Source organism: Pseudomonas syringae (assembly GCF_021605415.1).
GTDB classification, from domain to species: Bacteria; Pseudomonadota; Gammaproteobacteria; order Pseudomonadales; family Pseudomonadaceae; genus Aquipseudomonas; species Aquipseudomonas syringae_S.
Genome location: NZ_WKEQ01000018.1, coordinates 23,155 through 45,631, shown reverse-complemented (window position 1 = coordinate 45,631; position 22,477 = coordinate 23,155). Strand labels below are relative to the sequence as shown.

The 22,477-nt window shown below is 58.5% G+C and carries 15 protein-coding genes; 9 read left to right on the top strand and 6 right to left on the bottom strand.

From position 1 onward, the window contains the following. The first annotated feature begins 7 nt into the window (after positions 1-7). The gene (locus tag GIW69_RS14615) at positions 8-280 is read left to right on the top strand and encodes a DUF1652 domain-containing protein (RefSeq protein ID WP_236483429.1); all 273 of its coding nucleotides are present in this window, start codon (positions 8-10) and stop codon (positions 278-280) included. Between the two features lie 59 nt (positions 281-339). Here GIW69_RS14615 and GIW69_RS14610 read toward each other — a convergent pair whose 3' ends face one another. After that, positions 340-2,763, bottom strand: a complete 2,424-nt coding sequence (locus GIW69_RS14610) for a UvrD-helicase domain-containing protein (protein ID WP_268945494.1) — start codon at positions 2,761-2,763, stop codon at positions 340-342. Between the two features lie 329 nt (positions 2,764-3,092). Here GIW69_RS14610 and GIW69_RS14605 point away from each other — a divergent pair, with 329 nt between their 5' ends. Continuing rightward, on the top strand, positions 3,093-3,788 hold the full coding sequence (locus GIW69_RS14605) for a pirin family protein (protein ID WP_236483381.1): 696 nt from the start codon (positions 3,093-3,095) through the stop codon (positions 3,786-3,788). Positions 3,789-3,890: 102 nt separating this feature from the next. Here GIW69_RS14605 and pgm read toward each other — a convergent pair whose 3' ends face one another. The 4 genes from pgm to GIW69_RS14585 all read right to left on the bottom strand — a co-directional run bounded on the left by pgm (position 3,891) and on the right by GIW69_RS14585 (position 10,124). Then, positions 3,891-5,537 (bottom strand): phosphoglucomutase (alpha-D-glucose-1,6-bisphosphate-dependent), encoded by a 1,647-nt coding sequence (gene pgm / locus GIW69_RS14600; protein WP_236483380.1) that lies wholly within the window; start codon positions 5,535-5,537, stop codon positions 3,891-3,893. Positions 5,538-5,644: 107 nt separating this feature from the next. After that, positions 5,645-7,045 carry an aminotransferase-like domain-containing protein gene (locus GIW69_RS14595; protein WP_236483379.1) on the bottom strand — a complete coding sequence of 467 codons (1,401 nt, stop codon included), beginning with the start codon at positions 7,043-7,045 and terminating at the stop codon, positions 5,645-5,647. Positions 7,046-7,080: 35 nt separating this feature from the next. Then, positions 7,081-8,559, bottom strand: coding sequence for a hypothetical protein (locus GIW69_RS14590; RefSeq protein ID WP_236483378.1), 1,479 nt, complete (start codon positions 8,557-8,559; stop codon positions 7,081-7,083). Positions 8,560-9,101: 542 nt separating this feature from the next. Continuing rightward, positions 9,102-10,124, bottom strand: coding sequence for a zinc-dependent alcohol dehydrogenase family protein (locus GIW69_RS14585; RefSeq protein ID WP_236483377.1), 1,023 nt, complete (start codon positions 10,122-10,124; stop codon positions 9,102-9,104). A gap of 271 nt (positions 10,125-10,395) precedes the next feature. On the opposite strand from GIW69_RS14585, the gene GIW69_RS14580 reads away from it, so the two are divergent. From GIW69_RS14580 to GIW69_RS14550, 7 genes are all read left to right on the top strand, one after another. Further along, positions 10,396-11,313: a LysR family transcriptional regulator gene (locus GIW69_RS14580; RefSeq protein ID WP_236483376.1), complete on the top strand. Its 918-nt coding sequence runs from the start codon at positions 10,396-10,398 to the stop codon at positions 11,311-11,313. A 216-nt stretch (positions 11,314-11,529) separates the two neighbouring features. Next, on the top strand, positions 11,530-12,783 hold the full coding sequence (gene mexE / locus GIW69_RS14575; RefSeq protein WP_236483375.1) for a multidrug efflux RND transporter periplasmic adaptor subunit MexE: 1,254 nt from the start codon (positions 11,530-11,532) through the stop codon (positions 12,781-12,783). A gap of 15 nt (positions 12,784-12,798) precedes the next feature. Next, on the top strand, positions 12,799-15,990 hold the full coding sequence (locus GIW69_RS14570) for an efflux RND transporter permease subunit (protein ID WP_236483374.1): 3,192 nt from the start codon (positions 12,799-12,801) through the stop codon (positions 15,988-15,990). Next, complete coding sequence (locus GIW69_RS14565) at positions 15,987-17,408, top strand: efflux transporter outer membrane subunit (protein WP_236483373.1); 1,422 nt, start codon at positions 15,987-15,989, stop codon at positions 17,406-17,408. Before GIW69_RS14570 ends, GIW69_RS14565 begins: the two co-directional genes overlap by 4 nt. A gap of 200 nt (positions 17,409-17,608) precedes the next feature. Next, the gene (locus GIW69_RS14560) at positions 17,609-18,664 is read left to right on the top strand and encodes a tetratricopeptide repeat protein (protein WP_236483372.1); all 1,056 of its coding nucleotides are present in this window, start codon (positions 17,609-17,611) and stop codon (positions 18,662-18,664) included. A gap of 121 nt (positions 18,665-18,785) precedes the next feature. Next, the gene (locus GIW69_RS14555) at positions 18,786-20,288 is read left to right on the top strand and encodes an ATPase domain-containing protein (RefSeq protein ID WP_236483371.1); all 1,503 of its coding nucleotides are present in this window, start codon (positions 18,786-18,788) and stop codon (positions 20,286-20,288) included. Beyond that, entirely contained in the window at positions 20,285-21,955 is a 1,671-nt protein-coding gene (locus tag GIW69_RS14550) for an ATP-binding protein (protein ID WP_236483370.1), read from the top strand. The genes GIW69_RS14555 and GIW69_RS14550 overlap by 4 nt, the downstream gene beginning before the upstream one ends. A 133-nt stretch (positions 21,956-22,088) precedes the next feature. Here the strand turns inward: GIW69_RS14550 and GIW69_RS14545 are convergent, their stop codons facing one another. Beyond that, positions 22,089-22,466, bottom strand: a complete 378-nt coding sequence (locus GIW69_RS14545) for a response regulator (RefSeq protein WP_236483369.1) — start codon at positions 22,464-22,466, stop codon at positions 22,089-22,091. Between the last annotated feature and the right edge of the window lie 11 nt (positions 22,467-22,477).

Genomic DNA, 22,477 nt, shown 5'->3' with positions numbered 1-22,477 from the left:
TTTCACCATGAATAAAGGGTCAAGCAAAGTCACGTTCCCCAATGCTTGCCAGCTCATGCGCTGGCATTTTCATCCCATGGGTTTCGAGGCGACGATGGACGCACCGGGCAGTCTGATCGCCCGTTTGTTCGACCGGGCCAGCGGCGAAACCGTCATCGCCATCGCGGGCATACCTTGCGCGACGGTGATGAATGCAGCGGATGTAGAGCGAATCATTGAAGCGGTCGAAGACGAACTTGAGGCGTTTATTCCTCCAGAATCGTTGAGAAGCTACGCCTAACTTATTGGTTTAAAACAAAAAAGCCCGAATTGATCGGGCTTTTTTTATGCCTGAGGGATTCAAGCTGTTTTCTGGCTTTGCCGGTGATCCACGAAAAACGGCTTGCCCTTGCCAATCTGCTCGGACGCTCGCGGCATGTTCACCGCTTGGCTGTCCTGCGGCTCGACGTACCAGTAGCAGTGGCTGACGGCGCGGGTGATTCCGACGTAAGCCAGGCGCAGGATTTCGTCCTTCTGCGCCGTGTCATACGGCTCGCTGTCGCCGGTTTTGCCTAGCCCTGCCATGCGATACACCTGATTTTTATAGGGTGAACTGGTCAAGTGCTGACAATCGCCGAGCAGGAAGACCGCGTCCGCCTGCAAGCCTTTGGCGCTGTGATAGGTCAACTGTTTCAATCGCCGGGATTCATACGGCAAGCTCGAATCAACATTAACTACCGATTGAATTTGCTTTTCTATCAATAATTTATCGCTGCTTTTTCGATAAAGCATCAAGATTGAATGGCCTTGTCGGTAGTGCTCCGCGAGGCATTCGCCCAGTGCCTGGTCATCGCGCTCCAACACGTTCACGGGCTGCAACGGCTTCTGATCACCGCTGGCCTTGGCCTTTTTGCCAGGAATTGCCGGCGCCGCCCGCACTATGTGTTCAGCAGCATCGATGATGTGCTGATGGCTGCGATAGTTGTCACTGAGCATCACTCGCGTGGTGCTCGGCGACGGGAACTCTTTATTGAACGCCATGAAGTAGCTCGGCGAACTGCCGCGCCAGCCATAGATCGACTGCCAGTCATCCCCTACGCATAACAACGACGAGCGCTGTGCGCCGCGACCCACGTGCATGGCCGGGCCGCGGTTGCGGATTTCGCCGAGACTGGCGCGGATCCATGACACGATCTGCGGGGAAACATCCTGAAACTCGTCAATCATCAGGTGCGACATCGGTCGCAGCAAGTCGTCGCTGAGTAACTTGAGATTTTCCGGGGAGTGTTCACTGAACAGGGCAAACATGCGGTTGTAGGTCATGACCGGCGGTTTCTGATCAAGCAAGTGATCTTCCAGCGCACGCCAGAACAGGCTCAGCGCCTCGAAAAACAAACGATCCGGATCATCCTTGGCAAAGCTCATGCGCCCCACTGCATCGGGCACGTCCAGCCCCAGATTCTCGATGAATCCCGCAGCCGTCACGAAACAGTCCAGCAGCGGCGCAGAAGCCAGTTCGCCTTTGACCTTGTAATCGAAACCGGGCCCTGCGCTGGCATCTCCCGCCAACGTGGCCAAAACACGTCTTGATGACTCGTAACTATCCAGCCAAATCAAAGGCTTACGACAGAAAGCTTGAAATAGGGTTCGCTTTACTGCCCATTCCGCACGCACGCTGAGCTTCGCGTTCGGCCGGCAGACTTGCGGATTTTCTTCAGGATCAAAGCCGAGCACAACCCATGCGTCCAGGCTTGGAATATACCCGTGGCTATGGAACGTCGAGCCGTTGATTTCAAAGGTCTGGCGCTTCGGCTCGATCCCCTTGATCGGCCAGGCACCAGCGCGAAACCATAAATCCTCGATGACATCACACAATTCATCATCACGTTTGGCTGCCAGTTCGGTTACCGCCATGCGTTTCTGCACGTCTGGATGATCGCGCTCCAGCTCCTTGAGCTGCAAGGCATGGCGGGACAGCGGCTGAATCAACTGGCGAAAACGCTCGTCCTCGCGGAACAAACGGTAATAGCAGGCGTTGAGCTGTTGGCGCTGAGCGTCGTTGATACGCAAATCGAACGGATTGCTGTCGACGTCCTCGTCTGCACCTTGCGGCCGATGACTGAGGTTTTCGAAAGCCTGCAAACGCTCGAACCCCGGCAGACTGCGCACCATCGGCAGAATGCGCGAGTGAAAGGTGCGCACCAGTTCGCGTGCCTGTTTCTGGCTCACCGCCCGCTGCCACAGCGCGAAGACTTCGATCAGCTTCAGGATGAAATCCTTGCGCGACTCGCGGGTGAATGTCACCACCGTCATCGAGTCCAGTTCGAAACCCAGATAATGCGTCAACAGCAGAATGCGCAGTACCAGTGTGGTGGACTTGCCCGCACCGGCGCCGGCAATCACCGATGTGGACGGCGTGTCGCTGAAAATCATCTTCCATTGCGCCACGCTCGGCTGCGCATGAGCCGGCAGCAGACGCGCAACATCGGCCTTTATGCGTTTCTTCAGCTCCGGAGTGAGCGGCAGGCGCCAGTCATCGAACAAGTGATTATCGACGCCGGGAGGACGATGTTCCGTGTTGCGGCTGTCACGAATCAGCAGCACTTGGCGGCCTTCTTCCAGCCCTTCCAGCTTGCCCTCGTTGAAACCGTACTCGACGCCCGCCGTGTGGCCGCTGCGAAAGCCATCAGCCTGGCCGTGCAACCAGGATGCGCGATGTTGCGCGCGCAGACGCGTCAGTCCATGACCAAAAAAACGCGCGGCCAAGCGCTTGAACCAAGGCATTTCTGCCAAAGGACGGAGTTCGGGGGGAAGTTCGGGGATGCGTTGCGCCACGCTGACGGGCTCCAGTGTGTGAGGCTGTAGGGTGCCATGGTGGCTGCATTTGCCGTTGAGTTCTAGCGAAATGCTTTCATGTCATTGGGTTAGGCGACGAATTGAAAGTTGAGTGAAGCTCTGCCGAGCGTTTTCACATCAACATATTCGATATGAATGCCGCATTTTTTACGCTTTTTGCCGGTAAGTGCTTGCTAGATGATGACTGCCATCAATCACCGGTCTCGGTTCATGGCGTTGGCAATGCGCCCCAGGACGAGCCTTTTGAGGAGACGATCATGCTTGAACTCAGACCTTTCAAATCGCTGGGCGGCGCTCATCACGGCTGGCTGGATGCCCACCACCACTTTTCGTTCGCCGAATACTATGATCCGCAACGCATGAGCTGGGGCAACCTGCGAGTGTGGAACGACGACATTATTGCGGCCGGCAGCGGTTTCCCGACCCACCCGCACCGGGACATGGAAATCATCACTTACGTGCGTGAAGGCGCGATTACTCACCAGGATAATCTCGGCAACAAGGGCCGTACCGAGGCTGGCGACGTGCAAGTGATGAGTGCCGGCACCGGCATCGCCCATAGCGAATACAACCTGGAGTCCAGCGAAACCCGGATCTTCCAGATCTGGATTCTGCCGACCGAAACCGGTGCGCCGCCCTCGTGGGGTGCGAAACCATTCCCGAAAGGCGATCGCGAAGGTTTTGTGACATTGGCCAGCGGCAAGGCCGGTGATGACGAAAGCCTGCGTATTCGCGCTGATGCTCGCCTCGTGGCGGCCACCGTCAAGGCTGGAGAAACCGCCGAATATCACCTCGATACGGGACGTCGTGCGTACCTCGTGCCGGCGACGGGTGTCATTGAAGTCAATGGCTTACGCGCACAAGCTCGAGACGGTATTGCGGTGGCAGACGAACGAGTGTTGTCCGTCACAGCCATTGAAGACAGCGAAATTGTGCTGGTGGATCTGGCGTGAATACCTGAAGTTCAGACGCTGAGGTTTTTTCAATTTGCAGGAGCAGCCTCGTTCCACTCCTCAAAAAATGGGCGACCGTTGTGGTCGCCCTTTTTTCGTGTGTCACTGGGTGGAAATTGCGCCATCGACCAGGGTTTGCGCTTCGGCAACCAGTTGCTTGAGGTGGTCATCGCCGATGAAGCTTTCGGCGTAGATCTTGTAGATGTCTTCAGTGCCCGACGGACGTGCCGCGAACCAGCCGTTCTCAGTCATCACTTTCAGGCCACCGATGGCTGCATCGTTGCCCGGCGCATGGCTGAGAATGCTCTGGATTTTCTCGCCCGCCAGCTCGGTCGACGTGACCTGACCCGGCGACAACTTACTCAGCAGGGCTTTCTGCTCCGGATTGGCCTTGGCGTCAACGCGTACCGAAAACGGCTCGCCGAGTTCGTCGGTCAGTGCACGGTAAGCCTGGCTTGGGTCGCGACCGGTGCGGGCGGTCATTTCTGCAGCCAGCAGCGCCGGAATCAAGCCATCCTTGTCGGTGCTCCAGACGCCACCGTCCTTGCGCAGGAACGAAGCGCCGGCGCTTTCTTCACCGCCAAAGCCCAGGGAGCCATCGAACAGGCCATCGGCAAACCACTTGAAACCCACCGGCACTTCATACAGACGACGGCCCAGGCGTTTGGCCACACGGTCGATCAAACCGCTGCTGACCACCGTTTTTCCGACAGCAGCATCGGCGCGCCATTGCGCACGGTTCTGGAACAGGTAATCGATCGCCACAGCCAAATAGCTGTTCGGCGCCAGGAGGCCGCCAGACGGCGTGACGATGCCGTGACGGTCGTGATCCGGGTCGCACGCGAAGGCGACGTCAAAGCGTTCTTTCAGGCCGATCAGGCCTTGCATGGCGTGGCTGGAGGATGGATCCATGCGAATCTGGCCGTCCCAGTCGACCGTCATGAAGCGAAAGGTCGGATCCACGGCCTTGTTCACCACGTCCAGGTCGAGGCGGTAATGCTCGGCAATCGCCGACCAGTAGCGCACCCCTGCTCCACCCAGCGGATCGACACCCAGGCGCAGCTTGGCATCACGAATCGCATCGAAGTCGATGACATTGATCAGGTCGGCGACGTAGGTGTTGAGGTAGTCATGGCGATGAGTGGTTGGCACCTTCAGCGCCTGTTCATAGCTGATGCGCTTCACGCCGGCCAGTTTATTGGCTAGCAGCTCGTTGGCCTTGGCTTCGATCCACTTGGTGATGTGAGTGTCGGCAGGGCCGCCATTGGTGGGGTTGTATTTGTAACCGCCGCTTTGCGGAGGATTGTGCGAAGGCGTAATGACCACGCCATCCGCCAGGCCCGAAGTGCGACCCCGGTTGTAGCAAAGAATCGCGTGAGAAACCGCCGGTGTCGGCGTGTATTCGTCATTGGCAGCGATCATTACGGTGACACCGTTGGCCGCCAATACTTCCAATGCACTGGCACCGGCCGGGGTCGACAGCGCGTGGGTATCGATGCCGACAAAGAGCGGGCCATCAATGCCTTGCGCTTCACGGTACAGGCAGATTGCCTGGCTGATGGCCAGAACGTGCCATTCATTGAAACTCAGGTCGAACGAGCTGCCCCGGTGTCCGGACGTGCCGAACGCCACACGCTGGGTGGAAATCGAAGCATCAGGCTGGCCAGTGTAATAGGCCGTCACCAGTCGCGGGATGTCGACCAACAATTCTGCCGGTGCCGGTTTACCCGCAAAAGGACTGAGTGTCATGCAAAACCTCTGAGATCGAGTGGTTCAGGAAATACAGCGCAGTTTACGGACGATTTGACCGCAACGCGATGTGAACGATCCAGCATATTCTCGACGTTTTCCCACATTCAACTGCCGGGCGCCAATCGCAGCGCATCGCCCAGAAGACCGACCACACTCGCGAGTTCCTGATCGGCGCAATTACCCGGGCTCAAACGCAGGTAGTCAGCGTGCAAACCTTGCAGGCTGAACAGCTCACCCGGCGCGATGACCACCTGCTGCTTGAGCAGACGGTGAAAGACAGACGCCATGTCTACCTTACGCCGTGAACACACCCAGATTGTCGCGCCGCCCTGGGGATCGATGATATGCAGCGTATCGCCCAAGCGCTCCCGCAAGAGTTGAATCAGCAGGGTTCGCCGCTCCTTGAGCAAACGCCGCAGCAGGTGCAGGTGTTGATCAATACGTCCACTGGTATACAGCCGCGCGACTGCCTTTTGACGAATGGGCGACAGACGAAATGCACGCAACAGAAAATGCCGTTGCAGCGCCTCACGCCACTGACGGGACAATACAAAGCCATAAGGCGCCTCGGCTCCCATGATTTTTTCGAGGGTCGAAAACACCAACAGGCGGTCGGGATCCAGCAAATCACGCAGACGCAGCGGTGACTTCACGTCGCTCAGCTCGCTGTGGCAATCGTTTTCCAGCAACCAGACGTCGTGACGCATCAACAATTGCGCTATGTCCCGCAGATGGGCTTCGGCAAGCACGCTGCCGAACGGCATGCTCAATCCTGATGACAACAGGATCAGCCTGACCGTTTCTGCATTGATCAGGCTGCCCAGTTGTTGCAGATCAATTTCGCCTTGCGCCTGTAAAGGCAGTTCGATGACCCGTACTTCAGCGGCGCTTAGCAAACGCAGGATGACCCAGTCACAGGGTGATTCGACAATCACTGTCGTGTTTCGCAAATCCAGCACGCGGATGAGTATCTCCAATACACCGCGCAAATCCGCGCCGATATAGACATCCTCGGCATGCCAGCACTGCGTCGGCGACGTAGTGTAGCGAGCCGCCAGAACGGTGCGCAGTTCCAGTTCACCACACGGTTGCAGCGGTATCGGCGGCTGTCTTGGGTACTGGCGCAGCAGTTCTCTTTCGAGCATTAGCAGCGGGCTGTCCAGTGGTTGCAACGATGCCGGGTCGTCCATGCTCAGCACCCGCATGCCGGGGCGCCGTGCATGGATGTAAAGGGTTTCCAGCAAGTCGCCGCCACCCAAAGGTGGCATGAGGGATGCGGCGGCATGGGTGTAATAGCCTGATTTGGCAACCGAATAGACCCGCCCCTCCTTTTCCAGTAGCGAATAGGCGTATTGGATTGTGGAAATCGACACATTCAAGCGATCGGCCAGTTCACGCAGTGAAGGCAGCCTTACCGCCCCCTCGCCACAGGGTTCGCTGATCAACTGCGCCAGATAACGGTACACCGCCTGATAAGCGAATTCGCTTTCCCGCGGCGCTTTCATGAGTTCGCCTCCCTGGCTTCCCATACCGCTCACGGTCAACCTTCAGCGGAACGGTCACCCGGTGCAGCCCCGGCATTGTCGAATTCACCATCATCCGATGCCTCGCCAAGTGACAGGGCGTCGGGCTCATGGCGTATACGGACCGGGCCCATGCCATACAAGCGAGTGATCAGTTTGACCGGCAAGCCGCTGACATCCGTCATCCAGTGCAGCACCTGATCGGGCGCATGCAAACCCTGCATGGCGCGGTGCAGGTCGGGCAGCGCCACCAACATGCCGGGGTGGCAACTGCGCAAGAACCGTTCAAGACCCGCGCCGCCGTCGATGAACGGTGCATGAATCAGACAGGTGAGCTGCGTCTCGCTGACGCCGTAGCCAGCCTGTAATGCAGCAGCGGCCCGCAAACGCAGTTCATCGAAATCGCGCAAATAACCGAAGGTCGTCAGCAACCGTTCGCAGACCGGCTCCGGCACCAGGTTGCGACGCAACTCATCCACGCTGCGCTGAAGATAATCCGAGACGCCGGCCTGATAAGTGCGCCCCTCGATCAGACTGGCTTGCAGGCCGCATAGATGCCCGGCGATCAACGGGTCCGCCAATTCGCTGTCAGTTAAATCCTGCGCAAACTCTTGTGCCTGGAAGCCGAGGAAATCACTGAGCAACGGCCACCGCTCCTTCAAATCGCCGGCGACGATGTCGTGAATGTCGATGCAGGTACTGCGTCGGCATGCTTCGAACTGTCCAGCTGGACGCCACGGCGCCAGGTCCGCCTCCGGGTAGAACATTCGAAAACAGTCGCCACCCAAACCGTCAAGCAGTACGAAAAGCTCTTCGAACCCGCCGTTATGAGACCTGAGCGCGCCCAGCCCGGCCTTTTGCGTGGCACGATCCAGGCCCTGCAGGAAAGCGTTCTGGCGGCGCGGGCCCTCACTGCCGAGCAACGCATCCACGCCATTATTCCAACGCGCAATCTGCCCGTAGAATTCGGCCGTGGCGAGATAGGTGTGATCCCACAGCTCAAGCTTTTCATCCCAGTTGCGACGATGCCCCATCGTCAACAGATTCAAGCGGCTTGCTTCGTTGCCTTCGTCACTGAATGCGGCCAGATGATTGAACGACAGCACCTCTCGATGATCGACCATCAACAACTCGACCCGTGGGTCATCGTAAAGAAATAGCGCGCTGTAGCTGCGGTGCATATTGTGCAACGCCGTTGTAGCCGTGCCTGCGCCACGCAGGTTGGCGACTCGCAGCTGGAACGTCCCCGGTGCTCGACCGGCAATGCTCAGCTGTGCCGCGCGCAGCAGAGCCAGTGCGTAACAGCTGTCGCGGGTGCCGGACTGAATGACCAGCACCTTGAAATCTCCGATGCGCTCCGTTCCGCCCGCAGCGACGACGAGGCGCTGTATCAGCAATTGCAACGCCGTGCGTTCGGCACGGGAAAAGAAACTCAGCAATCGCTGCAGAACTTGCTGGTAGACATAATTCATTGCCTGATCATGGATCGTACTCATCAGTAATTACCCGGTAGCCAAAGTTTCATATCGCGCAGTCACGGTCTCAGGCCCACGCAATAAAGTATTTAATTAATAGACGCTTAAATGCTAACACTTAAGTTTTCGTAGTTATTTGAAACACATGAAGCGGCGCTCCAACCCAACGAACACTTGGCACCGGCAAACCCTTGCTCCTGTTGATTTTTCTCGTGCTCCGGAGACTCCTAGGAAACTTCCGACACTGTCCCACGGACAATGAGTACAAGAAAAAAAGAACGGCGCTCGGCGCATCCCTACAACCATTAAACAGAAATAGGCACAGCGGATATAAACACGGTTTAGATAATTCGAAAGTCGAAGAGAATGTACAGCCATAGCTCATTCCTTGAGATGAAGTAATTACTCAATTATCAGGGGTTATATGATGATTAGAAGATACAGATCGACAGGAAAAACCAGTTCAGTTGCTGAACGGCGTCGAGCAATGAGCCCGAACTGTCTGAGGATGCGGTGGGATAACACAAAAGAGTCCGTGAAATCACGGACTCTGATCAGCAGGATTAAGCCGGTTCGACCTTGAGGGCCACTCGTTCGCGGCATGGGCACTCGTCCATGTAGCGATGGGCCTGGACGAACTCGTCGAACGGGAATACCCGTGTCTTGAGCGGCAACAGCACGCGATCGGCCGTCAATTGGTTGATATCACGCAGGGCACGCTGCAACGCGACGTGATCCTGAGTGATGCCCAGTTCGGGTTTGCCCGTGAAGTTGCCGATGCAGTGCACAAAGAACTGAATGTTCTTCTGGAAGGCAGCACAGGCCGGAAACGGCGTCTGGTTTCCCCCTTGCAGGCCGTACAGCACGAGGCTGCCACGTGGTGCAAGGACGTCGCCGAGCAACGACATCTGCGGACCGCCGAGACCGTCGAAGACAACATCGACGCCACGGTTATCGGTGATTTTGTTGATCCGCAGCAGCAGATCTTCCTCTTCGGTGACGATGACCTTCTCCGCCCCGAGGGATAACAGATATTCACGTTCTTCCGCGCTTTTCGTCGCGGCAATCACGCGAATGCCCAAGGCTTTGCCCAATTGCACAAAGGAAGGACCGGCGCAGTGGCTGGCATCGGTGACCAAGGCATATTGCCCCGGTTTGACCCGTGCCAGATCGGCGTAAGCAAAGTAGGCGATCAACAGCGGCGTGTAATGCACGCTGGCTTCGATCGGGCTGAGCACATCCGGGTAACGGGTCAATGCCGTGCGCGGCAGAACGATCAGCTCACCGTAGACCGGATAGTCGTTGGGGCTTTCCGCCGGGAAGCTGGCCACTTTATCGCCGACAGACAGATCCTCGACGTCGTTGCCCACGGCGGTTACTACGCCAGCCATCTCATGGCCAAGGCCGGAAGGGAGGCGCGCCTGAGACGAAGCCAGGTTCTGACGCCAGAGCGTGTCATACCAGCTGATGCCGATCGCTTCGACACGCACCTGCACTTCGCCAGGACCTGGCTGAGCGGCCGCATGCTCTTCGCATTTGAGCACCTCGGCCGGACCAAACTTGTGAAAACGGATCGTGCGGGACATCGCAAACCTCGCCAAAGTAACCTCTAATGCCCTGAACTCTATCCGGGCTTTCGGCCCAAGACTATCAGTGGCTATTAATAGTCGACATGCCTGTCATTGATTCCGCCGTATGGGCAGCCTGATCACGATGCATGGAAAAAACTGCTGCCTTGTATTCAGTAAAGCTGAATTTTCCGGTGCAGAGTACCAGCCTTTGCCCGTAAGATTCATGCCGGTCATTGTTCTCATATGACTGCTTTCGTCAAGCTTGATGACTCTGCCAGGACTCCAGATGAATCGTAATGACCTGCGTCGCGTCGACCTGAACCTGTTGATCGTTTTCGAAACCCTGATGCACGAACGCAGCGTGACACGGGCTGCGGAAAAGCTGTTTCTCGGTCAACCGGCCATCAGTGCGGCCCTTTCGCGCTTGCGTGGCCTGTTCGACGATCCGCTGTTCGTGCGCACCGGGCGCAGCATGGAACCGTCCGCCCGGGCCATGGAAATCTTCGCCCTGCTCTCGCCGGCCCTGGATTCGATTTCCACGGCGGTCAGCCGTGCAGCAGAGTTTGATCCCGCTACCAGCACGTCCGTGTTCCGTATCGGCCTGTCGGATGATGTCGAATTCGCGTTGCTGCCGATGCTGCTCAAACGCCTGCGCGCCGAGTCGCCTGGCATCGTGCTGGTTGTGCGTCGGGTCAACTACATTCTGATGCCAGGCTTGCTCGCATCGGGCGAGATTTCCATTGGCGTCAGCTACACCACCGATTTGCCGGCCAACGCCAAACGCAAGGTGCTGCGTCGCAGCAAACCGAAACTGCTGCGTGCCGACACCGTGCCGGGGCCGTTGAGCCTGGACGATTACTGCGCCCGCCCCCACGCATTGGTGTCATTCGCTGGCGACCTGAGCGGCTTCATTGATGAAGAGCTGGAAAAACTCGGCCGCAAACGGCATGTCGTGTTGGCCGTTCCGCAGTTCAACGGATTGAGCACCCTGCTTGCCGGCACCGACATCGTCGCCACCGTGCCGGACTACGCCGCCGACGCGCTGACCTCTGCCGGTGGCGTGCGGGCCGAAGAACCGCCGCTGCCGACCCGCTCCTTCGAGCTGCACATGGCCTGGCGCGGGTCGCAGGACAACGATCCGGGTGAGCGTTGGTTGCGCTCGCGAATCCAGATGTTTTTTGGCGACCCCGACAGTCTTGCCTGACACCACCTACACGAACACGGCGTCCTTACAGATCGTGCAACACTGAATTGTCATCAACGAGATTGATAGCCCCCTAACGAAAGCCTCATCCTAGAGGGCTTGCTTCGCGTTCATATCATTCCGAATGATAGTTACCTTTGCTTCATTCGATTCGTGCGATACATACCCCGCCGATCATCATCCGCCCATTCTCAATACAAATGGGCGGATGCATCCATGGAACAGTCACTTAAACATTTGCGCTTCCCGTTGGCTCTTTTGGCCGTACTGGTGATGAGCGCTTGCGGCAAAACCCCGGAGACTGCCGCCGCACCCGCAGCCGCCAAAGTCAGCGTGGCCAAGGTGCTGGAGCAACCGGTCAACGAGTGGGACGAGTTCACCGGGCGCCTCGAAGCACCGGAGACCGTTGAAATCCGTCCACGGGTCTCCGGCCAGATCGACGACGTCGCCTTCACCGAAGGCGCGCTGGTCAAGAAAGGCGACTTGCTGTTCCAGATCGATCCGCGTCCGTTCCAGGCCGAGGTTCGCCGCCTCGAAGCCTTGGTCGCTCAATCGCGCGCCAACGCCACCCGCAGTGAAAACGAAGCCCGGCGCGGCGAACGCCTGCGCACTAGCAACGCCATTTCCGCTGAACTGGCTGACTCGCGCACCAGCGCTGCGCAAGAAGCCCGCGCTGCCGTTGGCGCTCTTCAGGCGCAACTGGATCTGGCCAAGCTGAACCTGAGCTTCACCCGCGTCACTTCACCGATCAGTGGTCGCGTCAGCCGTGCCGAAATCACTGCCGGCAACCTTGTGACCGCCGATACGACAGCGCTGACCAGCGTCGTTTCCACCGACAAGGTCTACGCCTACTTCGATGCCGATGAGCGCGTGTTCCTCAAATACACCCAACTCGCCCGTCAGGGTCAGCGCGGGGCGACCACGCCGGTGTACATGGGCCTGTCCAACGAAGACGGCAACCCGCACCTGGGCCAGATGAACTTCGTCGACAACCAGGTCAATCCGAAAACCGGCACCATTCGCGGTCGCGCGGTGTTCGACAACAGCGATGGCACCTACACCCCGGGCCTGTATGCACGGCTGAAACTGGTCGGCAGCGGCACCTACAACGCCATGTTGATCAACGATGAAGCGGTCGGCACCGATCTGGGCAAGAAATTCGTGCTGGTCATGGATGCCGACAACAACACCGTTTACCGCTCGGTTGAACTCGGCCCGAAAATCGAAGGCCTGCGCATCGTGCGTACCGGCCTGCAAAAGGACGACACGATCATCGTCAAAGGTCTGCAACGGGTCCGTCCTGGCTCGCCGGTCACGCCAGAAGTAGTTCCGATGGCGACCAAGGAAACTATTGCCGCACTCGCCCAACAACGACAAGCGCTGGAAGCCAGCAACCTGCCTAAAGGCGCGCCAGTAAAAGCTGCGTCGGGTTCGGTTGCGAAACTGGCTGCTACGACCCCACGCGGTTAAGGGATAACAACTCCGATGAATTTTTCCCAATTCTTCATTTCACGGCCGATCTTCGCAGCGGTGCTCTCGCTGCTGATCCTGATTGCCGGTGCGATCTCGCTGTTCCAGTTGCCGATCAGCGAATACCCGGAAGTGGTGCCACCGACCGTCGTGGTTCGCGCCAACTTCCCGGGTGCCAACCCGAAAGTCATCGGTGAAACCGTGGCCGCTCCTTTGGAGCAAGCCATCACCGGCGTCGAGAACATGCTGTACATGTCCTCGCAATCCACGGCTGACGGCAAGATCACCCTGACCATCACCTTCGCCCTGGGCACTGACCTGGACAACGCGCAGGTGCAGGTGCAGAACCGGGTGACGCGTACCGAGCCGAAACTTCCCGAGGAAGTGACACGTATCGGTATCACCGTCGACAAGGCATCGCCCGACCTGACCATGGTTGTGCACTTGACCTCGCCGGACAAACGCTACGACATGCTGTACCTGTCCAACTACGCGATCCTCAATATCAAGGATGAGCTGGCGCGGCTGGGCGGGGTCGGCGACGTGCAGCTGTTCGGCATGGGCGATTACTCGCTGCGCGTCTGGCTCGATCCGAACAAGACCGCTTCGCGCAACCTGACGGCTACCGACGTGGTCACGGCGATACGTGAGCAGAACCGCCAAGTCGCTGCCGGTCAACTCGGTGCGCCCCCCGCCCCGACTGCCCAGAGCTTCCAGCTGTCGGTCAACACCCAGGGCCGTCTGGTCAGCGAGGAAGAGTTCGAGAACATCATCATTCGCGCCGGCGATGACGGTGAGATCACTCGCCTCAAAGACATTGCTCGCGTTGAATTGGGTTCCAGCCAATACGCCTTGCGTTCGCTGTTGAACAATCAGCCGGCCGTGGCTATCCCGATCTTCCAGCGTCCAGGCTCCAACGCTATCGATATCTCGAACGAAGTGCGCGGCAAGATGGAGGAACTGAAGAAGGGCTTCCCGCAAGGCATGGATTACAGCATCGTCTATGACCCGACCATCTTCGTGCGCGGCTCGATCGAGGCGGTGGTTCACACCCTCTTCGAAGCACTTATTCTTGTGGTTCTGGTGGTGATCCTGTTTCTGCAAACCTGGCGCGCCTCGATCATCCCGCTCGTGGCGGTGCCGGTATCGCTGATCGGTACGTTTGCGGTCATGCACCTTTTTGGCTTCTCGCTCAACGCGTTGTCGTTGTTTGGCCTGGTACTGGCCATTGGTATCGTGGTGGACGACGCCATCGTGGTGGTGGAGAACGTTGAACGGAACATAGAACTGGGACTCACACCGGTCGAAGCCACCAAGCGCGCCATGCGTGAAGTGACCGGCCCTATCGTTGCCACGGCGCTGGTACTGTGTGCGGTGTTTATTCCGGCAGCCTTCATTTCCGGCTTGACGGGACAGTTCTACAAACAATTCGCGCTGACCATTGCGATCTCGACGGTGATCTCGGCGTTCAACTCGCTGACCTTGTCGCCGGCATTGGCGGCGGTGTTGCTCAAGAGCCACGACGCGCCCAAAGACCGTTTCTCCAAGGTGCTGGACAAAATTTTCGGTGGCTGGTTGTTCCGTCCGTTCAACCGCTTCTTCGATCGTGCCAGCCATGGCTACGTCGGCACCGTGCGCCGGGTCATCCGTAGCAGCGGCATCGCTCTGCTGTTGTATGCAGGCCTGATGGTGTTGACCTTCTTCGGCTTCGCCAACACCCCGACCGGTTTCGTACCCGGCCAGGACAAGCAATACCTGGTGGCCTTCGCGCAACTGCCGGACGCTTCTAGCCTGGATCGCACCGAAGACGTGATCAAGCGCATGTCTGACCTGGCCCTGAAACAGCCAGGCGTGGAAAGCGCCGTCGCGTTCCCGGGGCTGTCCATCAATGGCTTCACCAACAGCCCCAACGCCGGCATCGTGTTCGTCACCCTGAAACCGTTCGACGAACGTAAAGACCCGAGCATGTCTGCCGGTGCGATTGCCGGGGCCTTGAACGGTCAATACGCGAATATCCAGGAAGCGTACATGGCGATCTTCCCGCCCCCGCCGGTTCAGGGCCTGGGCACCATCGGTGGTTTCCGCCTGCAAATCGAAGACCGGGGCAACCTGGGCTACGACGAGCTGTACAAAGAAACCATGAACATCATTGCCAAGAGCCACAACGTGCCGGAATTGGCCGGGCTGTTCACCAGTTACACCGTGAACGTGCCACAGGTCGATGCCGCCATCGACCGGGAAAAAGCCAAGACCCACGGTGTGGCCGTCAGCGACATCTTCGACACCCTGCAAATTTACCTGGGTTCGCTGTATGCCAACGACTTCAACCGCTTCGGTCGCACCTATCAGGTCAACGTTCAGGCTGATCAACAGTTCCGCCTCGAATCCGACCAGATCGGCCAACTGAAAGTACGCAACAACAAAGGCGAAATGATCCCGCTGGCGACCTTCATCAAGGTCAGCGACACCTCGGGCCCGGATCGCGTGATGCACTACAACGGTTTCATCACCGCAGAAATCAACGGTGCGGCAGCCCCGGGCTACAGTTCTGGCCAGGCCGAAAAAGCCATCGAGAAACTGCTCGAGGAAGAACTTCCGAACGGCATGACCTACGAATGGACCGACCTGACTTACCAGCAGATTCTGTCCGGCAACACCGCGTTGTTCGTGTTCCCGCTCTGCGTCTTGCTGGCGTTCCTGGTGCTCGCCGCTCAATACGAAAGCTGGAGCCTGCCACTGGCGGTGATCCTGATCGTACCGATGACGCTGCTGTCGGCCATTACCGGCGTGATTGCCTCCGGTGGCGACAACAACATCTTCACCCAGATCGGTCTGATCGTACTGGTGGGACTTGCCTGTAAGAACGCCATTCTGATCGTCGAGTTTGCCAAGGATAAACAGGAAGAAGGTCTCGACCCGCTGGCCGCTGTGCTTGAAGCCTGCCGCTTGCGTCTGCGGCCGATCCTGATGACTTCGTTCGCGTTCATCATGGGTGTGGTGCCATTGGTGTTCTCCAGCGGTGCTGGTGCCGAAATGCGTCACGCCATGGGTGTGGCGGTGTTCTCCGGGATGCTCGGGGTGACCTTCTTCGGTCTGCTGCTGACGCCGGTGTTCTATGTATTGATCCGTAAGTTCGTGGAACGCGGTGAGCAACGCAAAGCGGCCAAGGCACTCAATCTTCAAAAGCCACTGGAGGCGCAACAATGAGTCTGAAAGTCTTCCTGCCGAGCCTTTTGGTACTGGCGCTGAGCGCCTGTGCCGTCGGCCCTGACTACAAGACCCCGGCGACGGAGGCGGCCAATATCACGACCGCCACCGACGGCGCCGCCGGTCAGAAGAACTTTGACCGCTCGCGCTTCGAAGGCATCTGGTGGCAGCAGTTCGATGATCCGATCCTCAACCAGTTGGTGACTCAGTCGCTGCAAGGCAACCGTGATTTGCGCGTGGCGTTCGCCCGCTGGAAGTCCGCCCGGGCGATTCGCGATGACGTCAGCAACGACGCCATGCCGACCATTACCAGCCGCGCCAGTAGTGACCTGGGCAAAGGGCAAATCCCGGGCCAGACCACCGACCGCGTCAACAGTGAGCGCTACGATCTGGGACTGGACATGGCTTGGGAGATCGACCTGTTTGGTCGCATCCAGCGCAATCTGGAATCGGCCGACGCCGAGCAGCAATCGGTTGAAGCCGATCTGTACCAGCTCCAAGTCACCATGATCGCCGAACTGGTCGACGCCTACGGTCAACTGCGCGGCGCTCAACTGCGGGAAAAAATCGCCCTGGCGAACCTGAACAACCAGCAGGAGTCACGCAAGATCACCATCAGCCTGCGTGATGCCGGCGTCGGTGATCAGCTCGATGTCGAGCGTGCCGATGCGCGTTTGGCCTCGGTTGAAGCCAGCGTGCCGCAGCTGCAGGCCGAACAGGTACGACAGAAAAATCGGATCGCCACCCTGCTGGGCGAACGTGCGGACAAACTGACCGTCGACCTGAGCCCGAAAGACTTGCCGGCAATTGCCAAGGCATTACCGATTGGCGATCCAGGTGAACTGCTGCAGCGTCGCCCGGACATTCTCAGCGCTGAACGGCAGCTTGCTTCCGCTACCGCGCGAATCGGCGTGGCGAAAGCGGATCTGTTTCCTCGCGTCAGCCTCAGCGGCTTCCTCGGCTGGACGGCCGGGCGTGGTTCGCAGATCGGCTCGTCGGCGGCCAACGCCTGGGCACTGGGCCCGAGCATCACTTGGGCGGCGTTTGACCTGGGCAGCGTGCGGGCCCGTCTGCGCGGCGCCGATGCCGATGCCGAAGGCGCGCTGGCGAATTACGAGCAGCAAGTGCTGCTGGCGCTGGAAGAATCGGAAAACGCCTTCAGCGATTACGGCAAACGCCAGCAACGGTTGATCTCGCTGATCCGTCAGAGCGAATCGAGCCGCCGGGCGGCTGATTTGGCCGAAATACGTTACCGAGAAGGCACGGCGGACTTCCTCGTCCTGCTCGATGCCCAGCGCGAGCGTCTGGCCGCCGAAGACAGCCAGGCCCAGGCCGAAGTCGATCAGTACCGCGGCATCGTCGCGATCTACAAAGCCCTCGGTGGCGGCTGGCAACCGGAGACCGTCGCCAGCAAGTGACGGATTGTTAAAGAGCTCCTTTGGTTGGCCGCAACCAGCCAAATTTTTGCCCCGCGTATCATTCGGTCGCGGGGCTTTTTTGTGCAAACCCCTGAAGGAGCTGCCGAACGCGGCTCGTACACAGGGGAATTTCAATGGACGGTTTGACTCAGGCGCGGTGCTGGTCGAAGCTTGCAGCCCTGACCTTTTCGGATACCCGCATGCTTCAGTCTCGCCGCTATCTGTTTATCAGCCTATCCCTGCTGCTTGTCGCCATCATTGCGTGGCTGTCATTGCGCTCGACTGCGCCCGTGATTCCGGAAGCGATCAAACACGGTTACAGCGAGGCTCTGACGGCCGCAAGAGCAGGTAAACCGGGCGCCGCACGGGTTTTGTACCAGCAATTGGCGCGCCCTGACCTGTCGGTAAAAAGACGCGTCTGGTTGCATACTGAATTGCCCAACTACCCCAGTCCCCAGGCGTTGAAACTCGCGGACATCGATCTGCAGCACGAAGCCGCCGACGTTCGTCTGGCAGCGATCAAAAGTGTGATGGGCCTGGTGCCCGGCGGCCAGCGCAGCCTGCTGTTAGGGCCGCTGCTTGACGATGAAAATCAGACCGTTCGCTTCGCCGCGATCAATGCCCTGCTTGGACTGACGCCGGATGAACTGGGTTTGTATTTCGGCCCCTTGCAACAAGCCATCGACGGCTGGGAAGACGCGCTCAAACGTGAACCGCAGACCGCCGAAACCTTCGTCCAGCTCGCACGCCTGTATGTGCACAACGCAAAACTCAAGCAAGCGCAGCAGGCGCTGGATCAGAGTCTGCAGCGCGATCCCGGCAACCTCCCGGCACTGGTGCTGCAAATCGACGTGCTGGATCGATTAGGCCAAAGCGATGCCGCGCGGCAACTGCTCGCCAAACAACTCAAAGCACAACCGGATTCGGCGTATCTGCAACATGCGCTCGGTCTGTGGTTGCTGCATCACGAGCAGCGCGAGTACGCCCTGCTCGGCCTGTCCAAAGCCGTGGAGCTTGCCCCCGACAACAAGGACTATCGCTACGATCTGGCGACTACGCTGCACGACGCCGAAGAACTCGAAGCTGCGCAAAAGCAGTTGCAGGAGATCGTCCAGCGGCATCCCGCCGACCGCAAGGCGCGGGTTTTGCTGATCAATTACTGGAAGGAAAGCGGCCAGTTACAGAACGTGCAAATCTTGCTGGCGGAGCTGGAACAGCTCAATCCAGACGACCCGTCCTTGCAGCAAGGCCTATGAAAGGCGGACACATTCGATCATAAAATGCGGAACCCCCTACTCGGCCAACGGTCAAGTAATCAGGCAGTCAGTTGGCACAGGGCCAGCTGCCTCGATTCCCCTGGTCATTAGAGGGCATTCTTTGTCTGACTATAACGAGTTGAACCGTGCAAAAGCCGCCACCGGCATCGTAGGTCTGGATGACATCCTGACCGGTGGCTTGTCACGCGGCCATGTATTCCTGCTCGAAGGCGAGCCAGGAACCGGTAAGACCACGGTCGCTTTGCATTTCCTCATGGCCGGCTCACTCGCCGGCGAACGCTCGTTGTATATCACCCTGTCGGAAACCGAACTTGAGCTGCGCCAAGGCGCAAAGTCTCACGGTTGGGATCTGGACGAAAACATTGAAATCTTCGAGCTGACACCGCCGGAAAGTCTGCTCAACGCCGAACACCAACAGAGCCTGCTGTATTCCTCCGACCTTGAATTGGGCGAGGCGACCAAGCAGATTTTCGAAGTGGTCGAGCGCTTCAAGCCGACCCGCGTGGTACTCGACAGCCTTTCCGAAATTCGTCTGCTGGCGCAGAGCTCGCTGCGCTATCGCCGACAGATTCTGGCGATCAAACATTATTTCGTCCGTTACGACGCCACCGTGTTGTTGCTGGATGACTTGACCACCGAATCATTGGATAAAACCGTGCACAGCGTTGCGCACGGCGTGATTCGCCTGGAGGAACTGACCCCCAACTATGGCGCAGAACGACGCCGCGTCCGCGTAGTGAAGTACCGGGGCCAGAAATACCGTGGCGGATACCATGATTTCACGATCATGGGCGACGGCATTCACGTCTTCCCTCGGCTGGTCGCTGCCGAGCATCGCGGCGATTACCCGCGCCTGCAATTGACCAGCGGCATCAGAGAGATGGACGCCTTGCTCGGCGGCGGCATCGAAACCGGTTCGAGCATATTGATTCTCGGCCCGGCGGGCACCGGCAAATCGCTGATCTCGATGATCTTCGCCGCTGCCGCAGTGATGCGTGGCGAAAAAGCTGCGCTGTTCATCTTTGACGAAGAGTTGGGTCTGCTGTTCGAGCGCATGCGAAGCCTGGGCATTGATCTCGCGGCGTTGCAAGCCACAGGCAATCTGCTGATCGAACAAGTCGATGCCGCCGAACTGTCTCCCGGCGAGTTTTCCCACCGTGTGCGCAGTTGCGTCGATGAACTTGGCATCAAAACCGTGGTAATCGACAGTATCAATGGCTATCAGGCAGCAATGCCGGAAGAGAACGCCCTGGTGCTGCACATGCACGAACTGTTGCTGTATCTGAATCGCAAAGGCGCCGCGACCTTCATGACCGTTGCCCAACACGGGCTGGTCGGCGATATGCAGACGCCGGTTGACATCACTTATCTGGCCGATACCGTGATCCTTCTGCGCTACTTCGAAGCCGTCGGCAAAGTGCGCCGCGCCATTTCGATCATCAAAAAACGTACCGGCAGTCATGAATCGACCATTCGCGAGTACCGCATTTCGTCCCGGGGCATCACCATCGGCGAACCGCTGGAAGCTTTCCAGGGCGTGCTGCGCGGCGTGCCAACCTACTTGGGTGCGAGCAATCCGCTGCTAAAGGATGAAACCTTGTGACGGCAACTGAACTGCTGCCGGAGCGGACGCTGATTCTGGCGCCTATGGGCCGCGACAGCCAGATCGCCCTGATGATCCTCAAGGAAGCAGGATTCGGCGGCGTGATCACCCCGGATCTCGGCGCGCTGTGCTTGGCACTGGAATCCGGCGCCGGGCTCTTGCTGATCGCCACCGAAGCCCTGCGCGGGCCGGAACTGGAGACCCTGCTGCTGCAACTGGATCAACAGCCGGCCTGGTCGGATTTGCCGATCGTCTTGCTGACCCACCACGGCGGCCAGGAACAGGGGCCTTCCTCGCGGCTCAGCAGCTTGCTGGGCAACGTGACATTTCTCGAGCGGCCGTTTCACCCGGCAACGCTGGTCAGTCTGGTCACCACCGCTCTGCGCGGGCGGCGACGACAATATGAGGCGCGTGACCGTCTGATCGATTTGAGCGACAGCGAGCGACGCCTGCAATCGACGCTCGAAACCCTGGAGCAACAAGTCGAAGAACGCACCGCGCAACTGCGGCACAACGAGGAAATCCTGCGTCAGTCGCAGAAGATGGAAGCGGTCGGCCAGTTGACGGGCGGCATCGCCCATGACTTCAACAACATGCTGACGGGCATCATAGGCAGCCTCGAACTGTTGCGCCGTCGCATCGCACGTGGCCGCACTGACGATCTGGAAAGTCTGATCGACCTCGGTGTGACATCAGCCAACCGCGCTGCGAGTCTGACCCATCGGTTACTGGCATTCTCGCGACGCCAGTCGCTGGATTCCAAAGCGGTGCAGATGAATGCGCTCGTGCTGTCCATGGACGAGTTGCTGCAACGCAGCCTCAACGAAAGCATTCACCTGGAGATGCGCCTGGGCGAACCATTGTGGGTGGCCAAAGCAGATCCGAATCAACTGGAAAGCGCCCTGCTCAACCTGGTGATCAACGCCCGGGACGCCATGCCCAATGGCGGCAAACTGGTGGTGGAAACGGCCAATCAGGTACTGGATGCGCAATTCACCGCGGCTTACAGCAACCTGGAGCCGGGCGATTACGTGATGCTCAGTGTCAGCGACAGTGGCTGTGGCATGCCTGAATCGGTCATCAACCGCGCCTTCGACCCGTTTTTCACCACCAAGCCGATCGGTCAGGGCACCGGGCTGGGCCTGTCGATGATTTACGGTTTCAGCAAACAGTCCGGCGGACATGTATCGATCGACAGCGAAATCGATCAAGGCACCACGGTGAAACTGTATCTGCCACGTTTTATTGGCGAGGATGTACCGCAAGAAACCTTCGATACCTTGCAGGCGCCCCATGCGAAGGACGGAGAAACCGTCCTGATCGTCGAGGATGATCCAGCCGTCCGGGTGCTCGTCAGCGCCGTGCTCAGTGAGTTGGGTTACGCCTTTGTCGAAGCTGGCGATGCGGACAGCGCCGTGCCGATCCTCGACTCATCGCAGCGCATCGACCTGCTGATCAGCGACGTCGGACTGCCGGGCATGAACGGCCGGCAACTGGCCGAAATCGGTCGGCAATTACGTCCTGATCTCAAGGTGCTGTTCATTACCGGCTATGCCGAGCACGCCGCAGTGCGTGGTGGTTTCCTCGACTCGGGGATGCAGATGATCACCAAGCCTTTCACCTTCGATCTGCTCACCGCCAAAGTACGCGAAATGATCCGCTCCTGAACAACCCACCCCCCCTTTTGTAGAAGCTGACAAGTGAAACGAGGCTGCGATCTTTTGATCCTGTTTTTTAACAGCAAGATCAACAGATCGCAGCCTCGTTTATCTCGTCAGCTCCTACACGTAGCGGCTTGCGTCAGGCGAGCAGTTCCTGGATTTTTTCCTGCAACACGTCGAGGTCAAAGGGTTTTTCAAGGATCGGTGCCTTCTGCGTGATCGGGCTGCCGGTCTCACGGATTTCCTGCGGATAGCCGCTGATGAAAATCACCTTCAGATCCGGTCGCAGCTTCACCGCAGGCTCGGCAATCTGCACGCCGGAGATGCCGCCAGGCAGACGGAAATCGGTGATCAATAAATCCAGATGCGGTTTGCTCGACAGAATATCGAACGCCTGCTCGCCGTTTTCGGCCTGCAGCACGCGATAACCCTGCCCTGACAGATAGTCCGCCAGCACCATCAAGATAACCGGTTCGTCTTCGACGACGAGTACTACATCTTGCGCATCTTCACTCATGGGAAGCCTTT

Coding starts and splice junctions, on each gene's coding strand:
- GIW69_RS14615 (WP_236483429.1), top strand. CDS start 8: ATGAATAAAGGGTCAAGCAAAGTCACGTTCCCCAATGCTTGCCAGCTC.
- GIW69_RS14610 (WP_268945494.1), bottom strand. CDS start 2,763: ATGCCTTGGTTCAAGCGCTTGGCCGCGCGTTTTTTTGGTCATGGACTG.
- GIW69_RS14605 (WP_236483381.1), top strand. CDS start 3,093: ATGCTTGAACTCAGACCTTTCAAATCGCTGGGCGGCGCTCATCACGGC.
- pgm (WP_236483380.1), bottom strand. CDS start 5,537: ATGACACTCAGTCCTTTTGCGGGTAAACCGGCACCGGCAGAATTGTTG.
- GIW69_RS14595 (WP_236483379.1), bottom strand. CDS start 7,045: ATGAAAGCGCCGCGGGAAAGCGAATTCGCTTATCAGGCGGTGTACCGT.
- GIW69_RS14590 (WP_236483378.1), bottom strand. CDS start 8,559: ATGAGTACGATCCATGATCAGGCAATGAATTATGTCTACCAGCAAGTT.
- GIW69_RS14585 (WP_236483377.1), bottom strand. CDS start 10,124: ATGTCCCGCACGATCCGTTTTCACAAGTTTGGTCCGGCCGAGGTGCTC.
- GIW69_RS14580 (WP_236483376.1), top strand. CDS start 10,396: ATGAATCGTAATGACCTGCGTCGCGTCGACCTGAACCTGTTGATCGTT.
- mexE (WP_236483375.1), top strand. CDS start 11,530: ATGGAACAGTCACTTAAACATTTGCGCTTCCCGTTGGCTCTTTTGGCC.
- GIW69_RS14570 (WP_236483374.1), top strand. CDS start 12,799: ATGAATTTTTCCCAATTCTTCATTTCACGGCCGATCTTCGCAGCGGTG.
- GIW69_RS14565 (WP_236483373.1), top strand. CDS start 15,987: ATGAGTCTGAAAGTCTTCCTGCCGAGCCTTTTGGTACTGGCGCTGAGC.
- GIW69_RS14560 (WP_236483372.1), top strand. CDS start 17,609: ATGCTTCAGTCTCGCCGCTATCTGTTTATCAGCCTATCCCTGCTGCTT.
- GIW69_RS14545 (WP_236483369.1), bottom strand. CDS start 22,466: ATGAGTGAAGATGCGCAAGATGTAGTACTCGTCGTCGAAGACGAACCG.